At 59.7% G+C, this 14,604-nt stretch carries 15 protein-coding genes; 9 read left to right on the forward strand and 6 right to left on the reverse strand.

Going from position 1 to position 14,604, the window contains the following annotated elements:
- Positions 1 to 16 precede the first annotated feature (16 nt).
- A complete protein-coding gene (locus FO013_RS22605) occupies positions 17 to 385 on the forward strand; it encodes an MFS transporter (RefSeq protein ID WP_222103570.1) in 369 nt (122 codons plus the stop codon).
- Between the two features lie 242 nt (positions 386 to 627).
- On the opposite strand, the gene FO013_RS03275 is transcribed toward FO013_RS22605, so the two are convergent.
- From FO013_RS03275 to FO013_RS03295, 4 genes are read right to left on the reverse strand one after another with little or no spacing between them, the layout of a single operon-like run.
- Positions 628 to 2,145: a gamma-glutamyltransferase gene (locus FO013_RS03275; RefSeq protein ID WP_143921142.1), complete on the reverse strand. Its 1,518-nt coding sequence runs from the start codon at positions 2,143 to 2,145 to the stop codon at positions 628 to 630.
- A gap of 54 nt (positions 2,146 to 2,199) precedes the next feature.
- On the reverse strand, positions 2,200 to 2,979 hold the full coding sequence (locus tag FO013_RS03285; RefSeq protein WP_313900565.1) for an amino acid ABC transporter ATP-binding protein: 780 nt from the start codon (positions 2,977 to 2,979) through the stop codon (positions 2,200 to 2,202).
- 46 nt (positions 2,980 to 3,025) lie between these two features.
- Entirely contained in the window at positions 3,026 to 3,853 is an 828-nt protein-coding gene (locus tag FO013_RS03290) for an amino acid ABC transporter permease (RefSeq protein WP_143921144.1), read from the reverse strand.
- Positions 3,850 to 4,737: an ABC transporter substrate-binding protein gene (locus tag FO013_RS03295; RefSeq protein ID WP_143921145.1), complete on the reverse strand. Its 888-nt coding sequence runs from the start codon at positions 4,735 to 4,737 to the stop codon at positions 3,850 to 3,852. Before FO013_RS03295 ends, FO013_RS03290 begins: the two co-directional genes overlap by 4 nt.
- 313 nt (positions 4,738 to 5,050) lie before the next feature.
- On the opposite strand from FO013_RS03295, the gene FO013_RS03300 reads away from it, so the two are divergent.
- On the forward strand, positions 5,051 to 5,728 hold the full coding sequence (locus FO013_RS03300) for a FadR/GntR family transcriptional regulator (RefSeq protein ID WP_143921146.1): 678 nt from the start codon (positions 5,051 to 5,053) through the stop codon (positions 5,726 to 5,728).
- Positions 5,729 to 5,936: 208 nt separating this feature from the next.
- Here the strand turns inward: FO013_RS03300 and FO013_RS03305 are convergent, their stop codons facing one another.
- On the reverse strand, positions 5,937 to 6,725 hold the full coding sequence (locus FO013_RS03305; RefSeq protein WP_143921147.1) for a fructosamine kinase family protein: 789 nt from the start codon (positions 6,723 to 6,725) through the stop codon (positions 5,937 to 5,939).
- Positions 6,726 to 6,779: 54 nt separating this feature from the next.
- Positions 6,780 to 8,222: a YfcC family protein gene (locus tag FO013_RS03310; protein ID WP_143921148.1), complete on the reverse strand. Its 1,443-nt coding sequence runs from the start codon at positions 8,220 to 8,222 to the stop codon at positions 6,780 to 6,782.
- A 165-nt stretch (positions 8,223 to 8,387) separates the two neighbouring features.
- Between FO013_RS03310 and FO013_RS03315 the strand changes: the two genes are divergently transcribed.
- From FO013_RS03315 to FO013_RS03345, 7 genes are all read left to right on the forward strand, one after another.
- Positions 8,388 to 9,389 carry a LysR family transcriptional regulator gene (locus tag FO013_RS03315; RefSeq protein ID WP_143921149.1) on the forward strand — a complete coding sequence of 334 codons (1,002 nt, stop codon included), beginning with the start codon at positions 8,388 to 8,390 and terminating at the stop codon, positions 9,387 to 9,389.
- A gap of 118 nt (positions 9,390 to 9,507) precedes the next feature.
- Positions 9,508 to 9,771 carry a (2Fe-2S)-binding protein gene (locus FO013_RS03320; protein WP_143921150.1) on the forward strand — a complete coding sequence of 88 codons (264 nt, stop codon included), beginning with the start codon at positions 9,508 to 9,510 and terminating at the stop codon, positions 9,769 to 9,771.
- Positions 9,768 to 10,073, forward strand: coding sequence for a (2Fe-2S)-binding protein (locus FO013_RS03325; protein ID WP_143921151.1), 306 nt, complete (start codon positions 9,768 to 9,770; stop codon positions 10,071 to 10,073). The genes FO013_RS03320 and FO013_RS03325 overlap by 4 nt, the downstream gene beginning before the upstream one ends.
- Entirely contained in the window at positions 10,070 to 11,278 is a 1,209-nt protein-coding gene (locus FO013_RS03330) for an NAD(P)/FAD-dependent oxidoreductase (RefSeq protein ID WP_186292975.1), read from the forward strand. The genes FO013_RS03325 and FO013_RS03330 overlap by 4 nt, the downstream gene beginning before the upstream one ends.
- Positions 11,275 to 12,465 carry an NAD(P)/FAD-dependent oxidoreductase gene (locus FO013_RS03335; protein ID WP_143921153.1) on the forward strand — a complete coding sequence of 397 codons (1,191 nt, stop codon included), beginning with the start codon at positions 11,275 to 11,277 and terminating at the stop codon, positions 12,463 to 12,465. The genes FO013_RS03330 and FO013_RS03335 overlap by 4 nt, the downstream gene beginning before the upstream one ends.
- On the forward strand, positions 12,462 to 13,883 hold the full coding sequence (locus FO013_RS03340) for a TRAP transporter large permease subunit (RefSeq protein ID WP_143921154.1): 1,422 nt from the start codon (positions 12,462 to 12,464) through the stop codon (positions 13,881 to 13,883). Before FO013_RS03335 ends, FO013_RS03340 begins: the two co-directional genes overlap by 4 nt.
- Positions 13,884 to 13,891: 8 nt before the next feature.
- Positions 13,892 to 14,593: an aspartate/glutamate racemase family protein gene (locus FO013_RS03345; RefSeq protein WP_143921155.1), complete on the forward strand. Its 702-nt coding sequence runs from the start codon at positions 13,892 to 13,894 to the stop codon at positions 14,591 to 14,593.
- The last annotated feature ends 11 nt before the right edge of the window (positions 14,594 to 14,604 follow it).

A 14,604-nucleotide genomic window follows, 5' to 3' on the forward strand; every position in this document is an offset into this window, starting at 1 on the left:
CTGGCTCGTTGACAGCGTGAGTCCACGCGTTCTCTATGTCTCGTACCTGATTCTCTGGTCAATGGCCACCCTGTTCATGGGCATGTCAGGCGGCTTCATCGCCTTCATCATCCGGGGATTGCTTGTCGGCGGCTTTGAAGCACCGGCACATCCCATCATTAACAAGGTCGCCACGGCCTGGTTCCCGGAGAGCGAACGGGGACGTGTCATTGCGTTCTACACCTCCGGCCAATTCATCGGTCTGGCGCTGCTGGCCCTGTACTGTCGTTGCTGCAGACTGTCCTCACCTGGCACTGGGTCTTCAGTCTCACGGGTGTCGTCGGCATCATATGGGCTGGCATCTGGTGGTTCGTCTACCGCGAGCCGCGGAATAAGGAAGGAGTGAATCAGGCCGAGATCGACTACATTGCAGATGGTGCGGACTGATCGACGTCGAGACCGGGTCGACGAAAGAATCGAAGTCGAAGCTGTCCTGAACCGACGTCAAGGTCGTCCTCTCAAGGCGGAAGCTCTGGGGAATCTACATCGGCCAATTCTGCTTGACATCGACGCTCTGGTTCTTCCTCATGTCTGAGATGGCCAAGCGCTCGCGCCGGTACGCTTCCGCAACGATTCAACGCAATGGGGTCACCCGATCCAAGCCGAACCATCGGATCGCGGGTCCGAGGCTGCAAGAATCTTCGCACCGCGCAGATCGATGACGTTGGCGTGGCCGAGAGAATCGGAATGCTCCGGGGTTGTCCGGACATCCCCTTCGGCGCCGTGACTCAGGATGGTCCTCAGCTCGGTCGACACATCGTCCTCGACCGTGATGGTTCGGGCCGGGTCCTGTTCCGCCTTCGCTCCCGACACCCAGCGGGGCCTGGAAATCGCCTCACTCGGAGAGTCTCCTCGCAGCAGATGGATGAGTAGGCGAGCATGGATCTGAGCCTGGGCTTTGCCTCCCATGGTGGATTGCACGATCTTCGGGACATTGGCTTTGTCGGTGATCATGACGGGCATCAGTGTGTGTGGTGGTCGCACTCGGGGCTTCACATACTGAGGCGACGAGGCGTCGAGTGCGAACATCGAGCCGCGGCTCTGAAACAGCACACCGGTCTCGGGATCGAAGCACAGTGAACCGAACGACGAGTACAGGCTTTGGATGAGAGAGATCGATATGTGACCATCCGTGGCAGCCAGTCCGATCGTGTCGCCGCCGGCGGACGGCGCCGGCACTGAATTCGATGCGCTGAGGGAGGGAGAGAGCAGCGTCTCGCCGTTCACTCCTTCAGCAAGTATGGAGTCTCTGATGGCATCGGAACGGGTGAATGAATCGATCCAAACTTCCGCGAGTGCGGCATCGGTCATGGCCGTTACATCAGAATCTGTGCCCAGTGACTCTCTGAGGTCATGGAGGAATCGGAGGAATGAGAATCCTTGTGAAGGTGCACCTCCCGTGTGTACCCGCAGACCGGCGAATTGCATCGAGAGTGACTGCTCCAGCTTCACTTCGTAGTCGGCGAGATCGGATAGGGCGAAATCTGGTCGTATCGAGCGAAGATAGGAATCGATTTTCATCGCTACCTCGCCACGGTAGAAGTCGTCGAGGCCAGCCGCCGCGAGTCGCTCCAGAGTTGTTCCCAAGGCGGGATTGCTCGCGGTTGTGGCAGTCTCGAAATCATTGCCGAACAGTGAAATTATGAGTGCCCGACCGGCCTCCGACTCCTGCGACACCTTCTCGATGAGAGTGCGAACCGAGCGGCCGATTTCGTAGCCGTGGGAATGTTCAATTGCCGGAGCCAGGATGGTCGCCAGTGGCAAGGACCCGTACTCATCGTGGAGGTGCTTCCAGCCCTTCACCGCGCCTGGGACGGTGATCGACTCAGGACCCCGGGAGGGAACTCGCCCCGACGACCCCCATCGTGTGCCGTCGACACCAGCGGGCGCGTAGCCGAACCCATCGACAAGCACGGGGTCGGTCGACCCTGTCGATACAAGCGCGGTGAGGTCACCGCCGATCGAGGTGTTATGGGGATAGACGACCGTCAGTACAGCCGCGGCCGCAAGCGCGGCGTCGACTGCATTGCCGCCTTTGGCGAACATGTGTTCTCCGGCTGAGGTGGCAAGGTGATGGGGCGTGGCGATGGCGCGATCTCTGGTCATAGAACTCCTCCGTGAGCTTCTTGATTCAGGCAAATGGGTGTGGCGGGCGGTCGATCAGAGGATGCGAGAGAAGAATGACTTCGTTCTCTCGTTCTTCGGCCGTTCGAAGACTTCTGCCGGTGGACCTTCCTCGACGATTCCGCCATCGGCCATGACGACGAGGCGGTGAGCCACTTCCCGAGCGAAGCCCATTTCGTGGGTGACGAGCATCATCGTCATGTCATCCTCGGCGAGTTCTCGGACGACGTCGAGGACTTCGCCGACCATTTCGGGATCGAGCGCCGAAGTGGGCTCGTCGAACAGCATGAGTCGGGGTCGCATGGCCAAGGCGCGAGCAATCGCCACACGTTGCTTCTGACCGCCAGACAGGCGAGAGGGTTTCGTATCTGCGCGATTCGACAGACCGACCCGTTCGAGCAACTGTAGCCCGCGTTCATTCGCCTCGGATCGCGAGAGACCAAGGACTTTGCGCGGAGCATGGACGATGTTCTCCAATGCGGTCAGGTGTGGAAAGAGATTGAAGTGTTGGAAGACGAATCCGATCTCCTTGCGGGCGTCCCTGAGCTTGGGCCCTTTGAGCTTGCGCGGAGTTACTTCGCCGTGCTGCCGCTGTTGCACCTCGATTCCGGCAACGTGCACCTGCCCGCTGGTGATCGGGTTGAGTCCGTTGACGGTGCGAAGAAGGCTGGTCTTTCCGGCGCCGGACGGGCCGACAAGGACGACGACCTCTCCTCGGTTGACCTCCAGGCTGACAGAATCGAGGATTTTGACCCCGCCGAGTTCGAGATGGACGTCTTCGATCCGAACCAGGGGAGCAGTAGGAGAACTATTCATGGATCGTGTCGTCTCCTTGGATGATGGTGTAAGAATTTCTGACATATCAGACCGCCGTCCTTGCCTGGTCATTGACAGAGATAGGAGAGATGACGCCGGGGCGGTTCGCCCGACGGCTGGGAACGAGCAGCTCCACGATCCGAGACAGAACTCCTTGCTGAGAATCGATGCCCATGTACTTGTCGAGACGATTTTCGATGAGCCCTTGAATGAGAGTCCAGACAGTCGTCAGCACCAGATAGTACAAGGCGGCGACAAGGAAGATCTCGAAGGTCCGGAAGGTTGCTGCGCTGAATCCCTGGGCCACAAGGAACATCTCACTGACTCCGATGATGCTGAGCACGCTCGTCTCCTTCATCAGCTGATTGAAGATGTTTCCCAATGGAGGAATCATTGTGCGTACTGCCTGTGGAAGCACGATGGTGAGCATCGTGTGGTGAGGTTTGAGTGCAAGCACTTCTGAGGCTTCGAACTGCCCCGTGTCGACGCTCGAGATGCCGCTGCGGACGATTTCCGCGATATAGGCCGCTTCGTGGATGGTCAGAGTCACGATGGCTGCCTGAATGACAGCCTGGATGGTGAACGCACCTGCGGTGATGTCGTTGAAACGGTAGATTCCCGCCGCAGCCAATCCCGAATAGACGATGACCAGTTGCACCAGCAGAGGCGTCCCCCTGATCACCCAGATATAGATGTTGCCGATCGTCCTGAGGACGATGTTGCGTGAACGCAGCAGTAAGGCAATGAGTACACCCAACAGAAGAGACAGCACCATGGCGACGACGGATATTCCGATCGTCACCCAGAGCCCTTCGATGAAGTCGGCGTTCGGAGTGAGGAGATTTGTCCAGAAGAACGGCCAATCGAATGTCATTTCTTTGCCTCGAGCGCCATGTCGGCCGAATCGTACTGGCTCAGGATCTCCTCGTACTGGCCGGAGGCCATCAGCTCATCAAGGGCCTTCGAGAGCGCATCCTGCAACTGGGCGTTGTCTTTCTGCACAGCCGCACCGATCTCAATGAGTCCGAAAGGCTTGCCGACGACCTGCAATTCCCCATTAGTTTTGCCTGCAGTGTAGACCGAGGCTGAATTGGTATCGATGAAGGTGTCGACCTGGCCTGTCTGAACCTGTTGCATTCCCATCGTGCCGTCTTCGACTTTGACCGTGGCGATCTCTTCGCCTCCGCCTTCGCTGCACTTCTTTATCTGCTTTTTGACATACTCCTCAGCAGTGGTCGAAACCTGGAAACCGATCTTCGCTCCGCACAGGGAATCGTCGTAGCCGGTGATCTTTTTGGGGTTGTCCTTGCTCACCACCACGGCTTGACCGGACTGCATATATGGCACGAAATCGACGATCTCCTCTCGCTCCGGCTTGATGTAGAGAGACGCCATGATGACGTCGCACTGCGTAGCTTGAAGGGTCGGGATGAGGGAGGCGAATTTGGTTTCGTGGAACTGCGTCTCCAGACCCATGAGCGGACCGAGGACACGAGCGATATCGGTCTCGGCCCCAGTCTCGACATGATCGGAGGTGTAGTACGCATTGGGTGGATTGCCGAATGAGGCGCAGACTGTGAGAGTCCCGTCTGTCATCGTCTTGGGTGCGTCGACGACTGCCTTCACATCTTTTCCGAGGTCCTCATTGGCGGTTTCGGCCGCCGGACTGTCGGAGCTCTCAGATGACCCGCACGCCGAGAGAGCTAATACCGCGGCGGCTGCAGCTGCAACCGATGTCCTAAGCAAGGGAGACTTCATCGTCTATGCCTTTCAAGTGGTCCGACCAGTTTGCTGTGGTTGACAGTAGCAGGGCAAATGTGACGTGCGCAACAATCCTCGTGTAGATTCAGGCTCATGGCCTGTGTCTCTGGGAATTATCCCAATGGTCGATGTGAGGCGTCGTGAGTATGGATGCGCTAGGAGACCTATCGCAGCGTGTTCGAGAGTAGTGGTTGGACCAGTGTGTACAGGTGCTCAGCGATTGTACTAGGAGGATTCGCAGCATGATCAGGGGCTCGGGTGCAGGTATTTTGGAGTCCAGTTGTGTCTATCCCAGGGAGGTGTTCTGACCATGGCGAGTATCGGTCACACTGGTACATCGGCTGTGATGCAAGCGGTCATGAAATCCATCCGTGTTGGAGAGCTCGACCAGGGGGAGAAGCTCGAATCGGAGCGCACCCTCGCTTCTCGGTTCGGGATCAGCCGGACCACTGTGCGTGAAGGTCTCAAGGAGCTGGAAGTGCGCGGCTTCGTACGCCGAGTGCAGGGCAGTGGCACATTCGTCAGCTTCGATCGAGATAATGAACATAAGAAATCTATGCTGGGAACGGGTACTGAGACCGAACGGCAGTTCCGCGAAGTGATGGATCTGCGGCAGTCCCTCGAGCCTGCAATCGCCTTTCGCGCTGCGAAGCGCAGCAGCGCCGAAACCGACAGTCTGGATGAGATCATTGCCCGCGCAGAATCGCTGGACCCCTCCCACCTGGAAGAGCTCGCTGCGCTCGACACTGAATTCCACATCGCTATCGCGGCTCTGACACTGAACCCACTCCTTGTTGATTTGCTGACCGAGACACATGAGGTCTTTGGTTTTACTCGGCGATCGGAGTTTCAATCGGCAAGCCGAATCCGAACCTCGTTGAGCGGACATCGCGCGATCGCGGATGCGATCAGCCGGGGCGATGGTCCCGCGGCACGAAGCTGTATGGAGGAACATCTTTACGACGTGTCCCAATCAATCGTTTTCTGAACCCCGCTTTCTGAGGATGAGCGGTGCGCTGATGATCGGACTACGAGAGGTTCCTCGTATCGCGCATGCCATTGCTTCAATCGAAGACTTCGACATCCAGCGCCACGGAAAATTCGGAGACCTATCGTCGGTCTTATAGAACAGGAAAAGTCGTGAGACTGAGGTTTCAATACTCGACGCGAATCGTCTTGGAGAGCTGCCTGAGTTGTCAGGCCTCAAGCTCGGCGGCCCGGTCGATGATCGCCCGCGCTGCATCAAGCGTCTGACCCAGGAATCCCGCCCCGAACAGCTTCACATGGGCAAGCAGTGCGAAGAAGTTATGCACCGGAAGGTCGTCTCTCCACCCCTCGGCCATCGGATGGACCGCCTCATAACCGGTGAAGATCTCCTCAAGGTGGGGTGTGCCGAAGAGCGCCAGCATTGCGAGGTCCTCGAGCCGATGACCACCGTGGGCGGCCGGATCGATGAGGGTGCAGCCCCCTGGCGTCCACATGAGGTTCCCAGACCATAGGTCGCCATGGACTCGAGCGGGCTTCTCCTGCCCGGTCCCGGAGATTCCGTCGAAGACACCAGTGGAGATCGCATCGATCGCCGAGGTGATTGCTGACTGGTGATCCTGCGACAAACTCCCGCTGATGGCTGCGGCGATCGGATTCAGCCGGCATTCCACCCAGAATTCGGTGAACGTGGCACACGAGGCGACTTCGACTTCGAAAGGGGAGTTGAGAGGGCCGAACCACGCGGGTTCCGCTGGTGCCCAACCAAAATCTGGCGCACCGGAGTCGTGCAGCAGCGCGAGCTGGCGACCGAAGCTGAACGCCGAGCGGGCATCTGGTGCAGAAGCCTCGAGACGGTCCAGGCGCAGACCGTTCTGATCCTGATCGACAACACCGACCACAGGAACGACGTCAGGTTCGGCCAACCAATTCAGGCCGGCAGCCTCGGCAGCGAAGAAACCCCGCGGGGCACCGGTACGTTCCTTGTCGAAAGTAGCCATGTACCCAGGCTAGTAGTTCATCCGGTCAGTTGCAGAAGCGGGGACAGCCGGCGCTCAGCTGTACCCGATGAGGTGTGCAAACACGACGGCGGCGATCGCGATGGTGATCTGAACGGCGATCAGCGGCAGCATCCAGCGAACCCATCGGATCCAGGGAACTTTGGCCAGAGCCAACGCGGCCATGAAGAAGCCGCTGGTGGGGAAGCAGAGATTGCCGATGCCGTCAGCGAGTTGGAAAGCCAGGACCGCGGTCTGCTGAGTCACGCCGACCATTTCTGCCAAGGGCGAGAGAATCGGCATCGTCAGTGCCGCTTGGCCGCTGCCGGAGGGAACGATGAAGCTGACCAGGCCCTGGAAGAAGAACATGCCGACGGTTGACAGCCACGGCGGCAGGTGACTGATGGCCGCGGCGAGGTTGACCAGAATGGTGTCCAGGATCTGACCGTCTTGGAAGATCACGAGGATTCCGTAGGCGACGCCGATGACGAGTGCACCGGTGACGAGGTCCCTGGCACCATCAATGAAGGCCTCGGCGGTTCCGTTCATTCCGAGCCCACCGACAATGCCCATGACGATTCCCATGAGCAGGAAGAGCCCTGCGATCTCCGTGAGGTACCAGCCCAAGGTGGAGACACAGATGGCGAGTGTCACCAGCGTGGCGATGAGGACAACGAAGACCAGCTTGTGGCGCAGAGTGAAAGTCAGGGTCTCCGAGTCGCCCTTCTGCCTGATCTCGTCGGCGAGGGAGTCCTGACCGTAGAGCATGCCCTTTGTCGGATCCTTTTTCATCCGCTGCGCGTAACGCATGACGAAGATGATCGCGACACCGAGGAGGAGGACCCAGAGGACGAGTCGCAGCCACATGCCGGAGAACAGGGGGAGTCCAGCGATGCCCTGGGCAACGCCGACGGTGAAAGGGTTCATGAATGCGGCCATGAAGCCTGAACCGGTTCCAAGAAGCACGACCGCTGCGCCGACCATCGAGTCGTAGCCGAGGGCGACCGCTATCGGCACAAGGATCGTGATGTAGGGGATGGTCTCCTCGGCTAGCCCGAGCATGGCGCCGGTCAGTGAGAAGAACGTCATGAGGACAGGGATGAAGAGGATTTCCTTGCCCCGCAGCTTGCTCGTCATCGCAGCCACCGCAGAGTCGATGGCACCTGTTGCCCGCAGAACCCCGAAGGATGCTCCGACGATGAAGACATAGAAGATGATGTCGGCGGCGCCGATCATCCCGTTGAACACCGCGGTCAGGACGTCCCAGAACGATGCCGGTGTCGGATCGACTGCATGGAATGTTCCATCGATGATGACGTCGCGGCCATCGACCGTTTTGCGATCGAAGACGCCGGCCGGCACGAAGTGAGTGAGAATCGCGGCGATCGCGGTGACAGCCATAAGAATGACGAAGACGTGCGGCATCTCGCGTTTTCGCCGAGGTAGGGCAGTGGTTTCACGAACATCGGTGTCCTGTGATGACATTTCGGAATCAGCCATGATTCTCCTGCTTCATTGCATAGGCACGACAAGAATATTTCCGTTGAATCACCCTACCCTGGGCGCAATTCGGTGAGACGGCATTCAGCATCGGACCAGTACTGCTGGTTTGAACGAGACCAGATGTACTCTGATGGGGTATCTCGTACGGCAAAGGAGCAATGAGTGGACGCACGGTTCCAGTCCGCGCTTTCGACCGTGAGCTTCACACATGTGCGTGCGCTCAGAGCAGTCGTCGAACACGGGTCACTGAGCTCAGCGGCGAAAGATCTCGGGTACACCACCTCGGCGATCTCACAGCAGATATCTGCACTTGAGCGAAGCCTTGGCGTCTCTCTCTTCGAACGTGGACCACGAAGCGTCCGGGTCACAGCCGCCGGAGAACGGATGTACGAGCTGAGCGCGGATCTGCTGGAAAGCATCGCTGGGATCGCAGATGTTATGCGCGGATATGCAAGCGCAGAACAGGGCGTGCTCCGTCTCACTGCTGCGGGAAGCGGTGCCGCGCAGCTGCTTCCCCGCGCAGTCGCCGGCATTGCCTCGAAACATCCGGCAGCCGAGATCTCCTTGGTCACCCCGGGAACCTCCGACAGCGTTGTCGAGTCGATCAAGGCCGGATTCGCCGATATCGGAGTCATCTACGAATACTCACCGACGCCCCAACAGCTCCTTGAAGGATTGACCAGTACACCTCTCCTTCACGAAGAGATGGTGGTCATCGGCCGCGAACAAGGTCCTTCCGGTGAACGCAGCTCGATCAGAGACTTCGCTGAGGAGAATTGGGTCTGCGGAAGCAAGGGAAGTACCCAAGACCAGATTCTCAAGCACCTCGGCGAACGTGAGGGTTTCGTACCGAGGATTGCCCACCGCAGCGACGACCCTGACGTCATTCGAGGATTGGTCAACCAGGGCCTGGGAATCGCATTGGTCCCTGTCCTGTCGCTCGGCATCGACCGCAGCATCCATCTGTATCGACTCACGGATCGCCCGGTGCACCGTCGAGTCCAGCTCCTCCATCGCGCAACGGATCACAATCCGCTCATTGCCTCGGCCATTCACGCTTTCGTGAAGGCTGCTGACGACTATCTCACCTGGACTCTGACCGCATTCGGAGTGACCTTCGACCTCCCCATGCTCACCTTGGACACCGAGCTTCAGGGAAACTGAACCTTTCCTTCAATAACCTTCAACCTGAAAATCCACTCGATGTGCGGCGGCATGCGCTTGAATGAGTATCCATACATACTCGTGACACAGCAGTCGCGAACGGGGGAGAGGGCCGAGTATGGACGACTACATCGTCTGCCGCTGCGAAGACGTCTCTTTCGACGATATCCGGCACTGTGTCGACGAATCCGACACCATCGATATCCATGAGGCGAAACTCCGACTGAGAGTCGGAATGGGCACCTGCCAGGGCCGTGTGTGCGGGCCGCTGCTCGAACGGTGCTTCGCAGGTCACGCGATCGGTACGCTCGAGCGCAACTCAGTACTCAGGCCAGTGCTTCTGGCCGACATTGCCTCCGAGATGGTTGAGGGCAAAGAATGAGGCGTATCGAGAACCACCCTGTCCTGGGCCCCGATAGCTCTGAAGATGTCGGGATCACCGTCGACGGCCGAGAGGTGACCGCGAAGGCGGGCGACTCCGTCGCCGTCGCGCTGTGGGCCGATGGGCAGAAGGTCCTGCGACGCAGCAAGACGGGTCAGCCGCGGGGAATGTACTGCGGGATCGGCCATTGCTTTGAGTGCCGCCTCCTCGTGACCGGCGACGACGGTGCGAAAGTCAGCGTTCGTTCATGCCTCACACCTGTGCAGCAGGATATGCGCATCACCACGGAGTCCGGAGAATGAGAACCGTTGACGTGGTTGTCATCGGTGCGGGACCCGCTGGGCTGTCGGCAGCCTCCCGCATCGCCGAGGCTGGTCCCACCCAGGTGCTCGTCGTCGATGAAGGACCGACCCCGGGTGGACGACTGCGGTCCCAGCTCTATCGTCGCGGAAGCGATTGGCACATCGGTGCCGAACGCGCCGCATCCCTGACACAGCGGGCGCTCCGAGCCGGCGTCATCATCGAATCCGGTCGGCAGGTCTGGTCGCTCGACCCGGGGTTCGTCCTCGGGCTCAGCGGCGGGGAGTCGATCAGCGCCGACTACATCGTCATCGCCACGGGTGCGGCAGAGAAGACATTTGGTCTGCCGGGGTGGACGATTCCGGGAGTCCTTGCCGTCGGTGCCGTTCAGACGATGCTCAATGTCAACCGTGTTCTGCCGGGGGCGCGCCTCGCCGTCATCGGAATCGACCCGCTCTCCCTGTCAATCGTCGACGAGCTCGCCGCCGCCGACATCGGTGTCGCAGGCGTTTACCTCCCGCCCCCAGCCAAGTTCAGCGCGCCGGAACAACCGAGCGCCGTGTTCACACGGCTGGGCAGTCTGCATCGTCTTGCCCCGAACCGGTTGCTCGGCCTGGCTATGAAGGCATTGACGATCTCCGGTATAGCCGAGGTTGTTGCACGAATATGGCCCACTACTGGTGTCCGCATGGCCGGAATGCCCCTCCATCTGCGTGAATGTGTCGTGGGTATCGACGGTGACGACGATGTGCGATCCATCCGCACGAGGCGAGTGAACACGAACGGTGAACCTGTCGGTAGGGAACGTGTGATTCCCGTGGACGCCGTCTGCCTCAGCGGCGGTCTGTACCCCCTGCAGGACCTCACTCGTGACTGTCTGCTCGTCGACGTACCGGAGCTCGGCGGGCGAGTCCCCCTCCATGGACCCAACCTGGAGACAGGCACCGCTGGCATGTTCGTCGCCGGCAACATCACGGGAATCGAATCCGCCGAGGTGGCTCGCGCCCAGGGTGAACTCGTCGGGACCGTCATCGCCGAGAAGATCGCGGGCCACGAAGACCAGTCGGAAGCTGTGATCACTGCACGGGCTGACGTCGAAGAGGCTCGTGCCGCTGCACCTCTGACGTTCATGCCGGAGATCCATGCAGGGCGGCGTCGAATGCACGAACTCTGGTGCGATCACCTCGGCCAGGATGTGCGCGCATGAACGACCCCGCCGTCGACGTCGTGGTCATCGGCGCGGGAGTCATCGGCACATCGGTGGCCTGGCGACTGGCTCAGTCAGGTCTGCGCGTTGTCGTCATCGATTCCATGGCCCCAGGAGCTGGCGCATCCGGATCCTGTGACAAAGCGATCTACCTCCAGTCGAAACGGCCCGGACTGCCGATGCACATGGCACTGGAATCACGTGCGATGTATTCGACCCTGTCCGAAGAACTCGACGCGGACATCGAGTTCGCCCCTGATGGGGGAATGGTGGTGATCGAAACCGAATCGCAGCTGGAGTTCATGAAACGGTTCATCGTCGAACAGAAGAAGGCAGGGATACGGGTTGAACTTCTCAACGGTGACCGTGCCAGAGATCATCAGCCAGCTCTTGCCGAGCATGTTCTGGGAGCCAGTTACAGTCCCGACGACGCCGAGGTGAGTCCGCTGGCTCTCAATGCCGCGCTCGCCGACGCAGCTGTTCGCGCCGGTGCTCGCATACATCGGCATCGAGAGTTCCTCGGGGTCATAGCCAAGCGTGGACGAATCGAAGGTGTGAGGACTGCGACCGGTGTGATTCCGACGCAGATGGTCATCAACGCTGCGGGACCGTTCGCCGGCCAGGTCGGGGAGCGCGCTGGCATCCGCACGCCGATCACACCGCGGCGGGGGGCCATCCTCATCTCCGACGCGCAGCCGCAGATGGTCCGAGGCAATCTGCTGTGCGCTCAGTACGTCGCAGCTAAACATCTGGCAGATATGCCCGGTGCCGAAGAGCCGCCGCCATACGGCATCGGGCTCTCACTGGGCCAGACCGCATCGGGGACCCTTCTGGTGGGTGGAAGCCGCGAATTCGCCGGATTCGATAAGCGTCCGCCCCGGAACGTGTTGACCGCGATAGCTTCCCACGCGGCACGGATCGTTCCGGGGCTGCAGAACGTGCGCATCATCCGCGCGATGACCGGTTTCCGCCCCTACACCGGTGACGGTCTTCCGATCATCGAACGTCATGACGAACTCGACGGGTGGATCACTGCCGCCGGCCATGAAGGCGACGGCATCGCCTTGACTCCGATCACCGGTGTCCTCGTGAGAGACCTTGTGACGGGAGAACGCACAGCAGGAGACTACCTTCCGCACTTAAGCAGAGCACGGTCGACATTGAACCCACGAAAGCAGGCATCATGATCGTCGTCATCGGATCCTTGGTGGTGCTCTTCGCCATCGCGCTGATCAAGAAGATTCCCTATATCGGCGGCAATATCCAAGTCGCGCTGCTCGGTGGTGGCCTCGCTGCTGCTCTGCTGTCCGGAATGGCGCCGCTGAGCTACATACAGGCGACTATCGACGGGATCGACACACTCGCCTGGGTCATCGCGTTGAGCATCTTCGGCAGCATCTACGCCGAGACCCAGGTGAGGATCGGTGCGATGGACACGACGATGTCGTTCCTGCGCATCCTCTTCGGCAGATCACCTCGGGGACTCATCGCCGCGACATTCGTGACACTCACGCTTGCCGGCTCCCTCCTCGGCGATGCCATCGCCGCAGCCACTGTCATCGGCTTCCTTGTGATCCATTCTCTGGCGGAGATGAAGATCAAACCGGCGCAGATCGGCATGATCATCCTTCTCGGTGCTTCCCTCGGCTCGATCATGCCTCCTATCAGCCAAGCAGTGTATCTGGCAGCTTCGCTGGTCGATACCGACCCTGACCCGGTGACCCTCTGGTCGTATCTCACAGTGACGATCGGAGTGATCCTGGCGATACTCGAATCCTTCCGATTCGTGCGTCGGCCCCGGATCCCAGGAACTGATTCCTCTGCAGAATTCGACCCGGGCGGCAGCTTCACAACGGTAGCTGCAGTCCACGAAGCTCAAGAGACACGATTCAGTCAGTTGCGCACGTTGGGCCGGGAACGGTGGGCCAGCATGATCCCTCTGGCCGTCCTGGTCGTCATAGTTCTGCTCAAGACTGGACTCGGATATGACATCTTTGCGGAGATCCCTGGGATCAAACAGGCGACGGCGTGGATGAACACCGTGCCGATTCTTGCCGGTCTGGCATTTCCTGTCGTCATGGCAATCATCGTGGCCACAGTCGTCTCCTTCTTCTTCAAGAAGGTGCGTCGGGAACCCATGACAACGGTGAGGAAAGGTCTGAAGAATGTCAGGCAGACCGTCGCTATTCAGCTGTGCGCAGCCTTTCTCATCGGATGTTTCTACGAGAGTGGTGCGGTCGATACAGTCTCTGCCATGGCCGAGCACGTTGCCGGCTCCGGAGTCGCCGTCATCAGCACCATTGCCTTGATGATCCTGGGTATGCTCATCGGCTCGCAGACCGCTGCGCAGACCGTCGTGGTGCCATTCGCTTCACCGATACTGGAGAACGCCGGCGTCGACCCGACGAACATCGCCGTGGGAATGAGCCACATTGCTGCTTCCTCTCAGAACCTGCCGCCTGTTGGCCTCACCGCGTTCGTCGTGTGTGGTTTGGTGGGCGCGACTTTGAAGACCAAGGTTGATCCGGTGAAGGTCATGGTCCTGGCTCTGCCGAACTCGATGTACTTCATCATCCTCGGATTGCTGTTCCTCCTCCTCGGGTGAGAACAAGAATGACACAGAATAATCGACCGCTCGGTGTGCTCATGCTGGAGAACGGATTCGATCGGATTCCCGGCGATATCGGCAACCCGGATACCTTCGACTTTCCCGTCATCTATCGCACCGTGACAGGCGCGACGTCGAAGCGAGTCGTGCACCAACAGGACGCTGGCCTGATCGATCTCTTCGCCGAGGCGGCAATCGAACTCGTCGATGACGGTGCTGCTGCGATGACGACGAGTTGTGGGTTCCTTGCGAGATTCCAAAGCGAGCTCTCCGCCCGGATACCCGTTCCATTCACAGCCTCGTCCATCGACTATCTGAATAGGCTCAAGGGGTTTCACTCTGCGGTGGCAGTGATCACGGCGGATGCCGGCGCACTCAATCCGAACGTCCTGGGCCCGACGGCTCTGATTCCAGCCGCGATCGTCGGGTTGGAGAACTGCCCAGCCTTCAGATCCGCCATCCTTGAAGAGACTGCTCGGCTCGATCCAGCAGTCGTCGCGCGAGAAGTCGCCGGCGTAGCACTTCAGCTCGCTCATGAGCATCCTGGGCTGGACGCCGTCGTCCTCGAATGCACAAATCTTCCGCCCTACCGGGCTGCCATCGCAGAAGTCCTGCAGATTCCGATCTACGACTCGGTGACTCTGGCTCATGATCTTATGGGGGAGACCACCACGGATCACGGAAATGCGGCTGATCGCGACCTGTGAGGGGCGCAGGT

Origin of the sequence: Brevibacterium aurantiacum (assembly GCF_007558825.1) — a bacterium.
Taxonomy (GTDB): domain Bacteria; phylum Actinomycetota; class Actinomycetes; order Actinomycetales; family Brevibacteriaceae; genus Brevibacterium; species Brevibacterium aurantiacum_A.

Coding starts and splice junctions, on each gene's coding strand:
- FO013_RS03300 (WP_143921146.1), top strand. CDS start 5,051: ATGGCGAGTATCGGTCACACTGGTACATCGGCTGTGATGCAAGCGGTC.
- FO013_RS03295 (WP_143921145.1), bottom strand. CDS start 4,737: ATGAAGTCTCCCTTGCTTAGGACATCGGTTGCAGCTGCAGCCGCCGCG.
- FO013_RS03305 (WP_143921147.1), bottom strand. CDS start 6,725: ATGGCTACTTTCGACAAGGAACGTACCGGTGCCCCGCGGGGTTTCTTC.
- FO013_RS03275 (WP_143921142.1), bottom strand. CDS start 2,145: ATGACCAGAGATCGCGCCATCGCCACGCCCCATCACCTTGCCACCTCA.
- FO013_RS03345 (WP_143921155.1), top strand. CDS start 13,892: ATGACACAGAATAATCGACCGCTCGGTGTGCTCATGCTGGAGAACGGA.
- FO013_RS03330 (WP_186292975.1), top strand. CDS start 10,070: ATGAGAACCGTTGACGTGGTTGTCATCGGTGCGGGACCCGCTGGGCTG.
- FO013_RS03325 (WP_143921151.1), top strand. CDS start 9,768: ATGAGGCGTATCGAGAACCACCCTGTCCTGGGCCCCGATAGCTCTGAA.
- FO013_RS03320 (WP_143921150.1), top strand. CDS start 9,508: ATGGACGACTACATCGTCTGCCGCTGCGAAGACGTCTCTTTCGACGAT.
- FO013_RS03310 (WP_143921148.1), bottom strand. CDS start 8,222: ATGGCTGATTCCGAAATGTCATCACAGGACACCGATGTTCGTGAAACC.
- FO013_RS03290 (WP_143921144.1), bottom strand. CDS start 3,853: ATGACATTCGATTGGCCGTTCTTCTGGACAAATCTCCTCACTCCGAAC.
- FO013_RS03340 (WP_143921154.1), top strand. CDS start 12,462: ATGATCGTCGTCATCGGATCCTTGGTGGTGCTCTTCGCCATCGCGCTG.
- FO013_RS03335 (WP_143921153.1), top strand. CDS start 11,275: ATGAACGACCCCGCCGTCGACGTCGTGGTCATCGGCGCGGGAGTCATC.
- FO013_RS03285 (WP_313900565.1), bottom strand. CDS start 2,979: ATGAATAGTTCTCCTACTGCTCCCCTGGTTCGGATCGAAGACGTCCAT.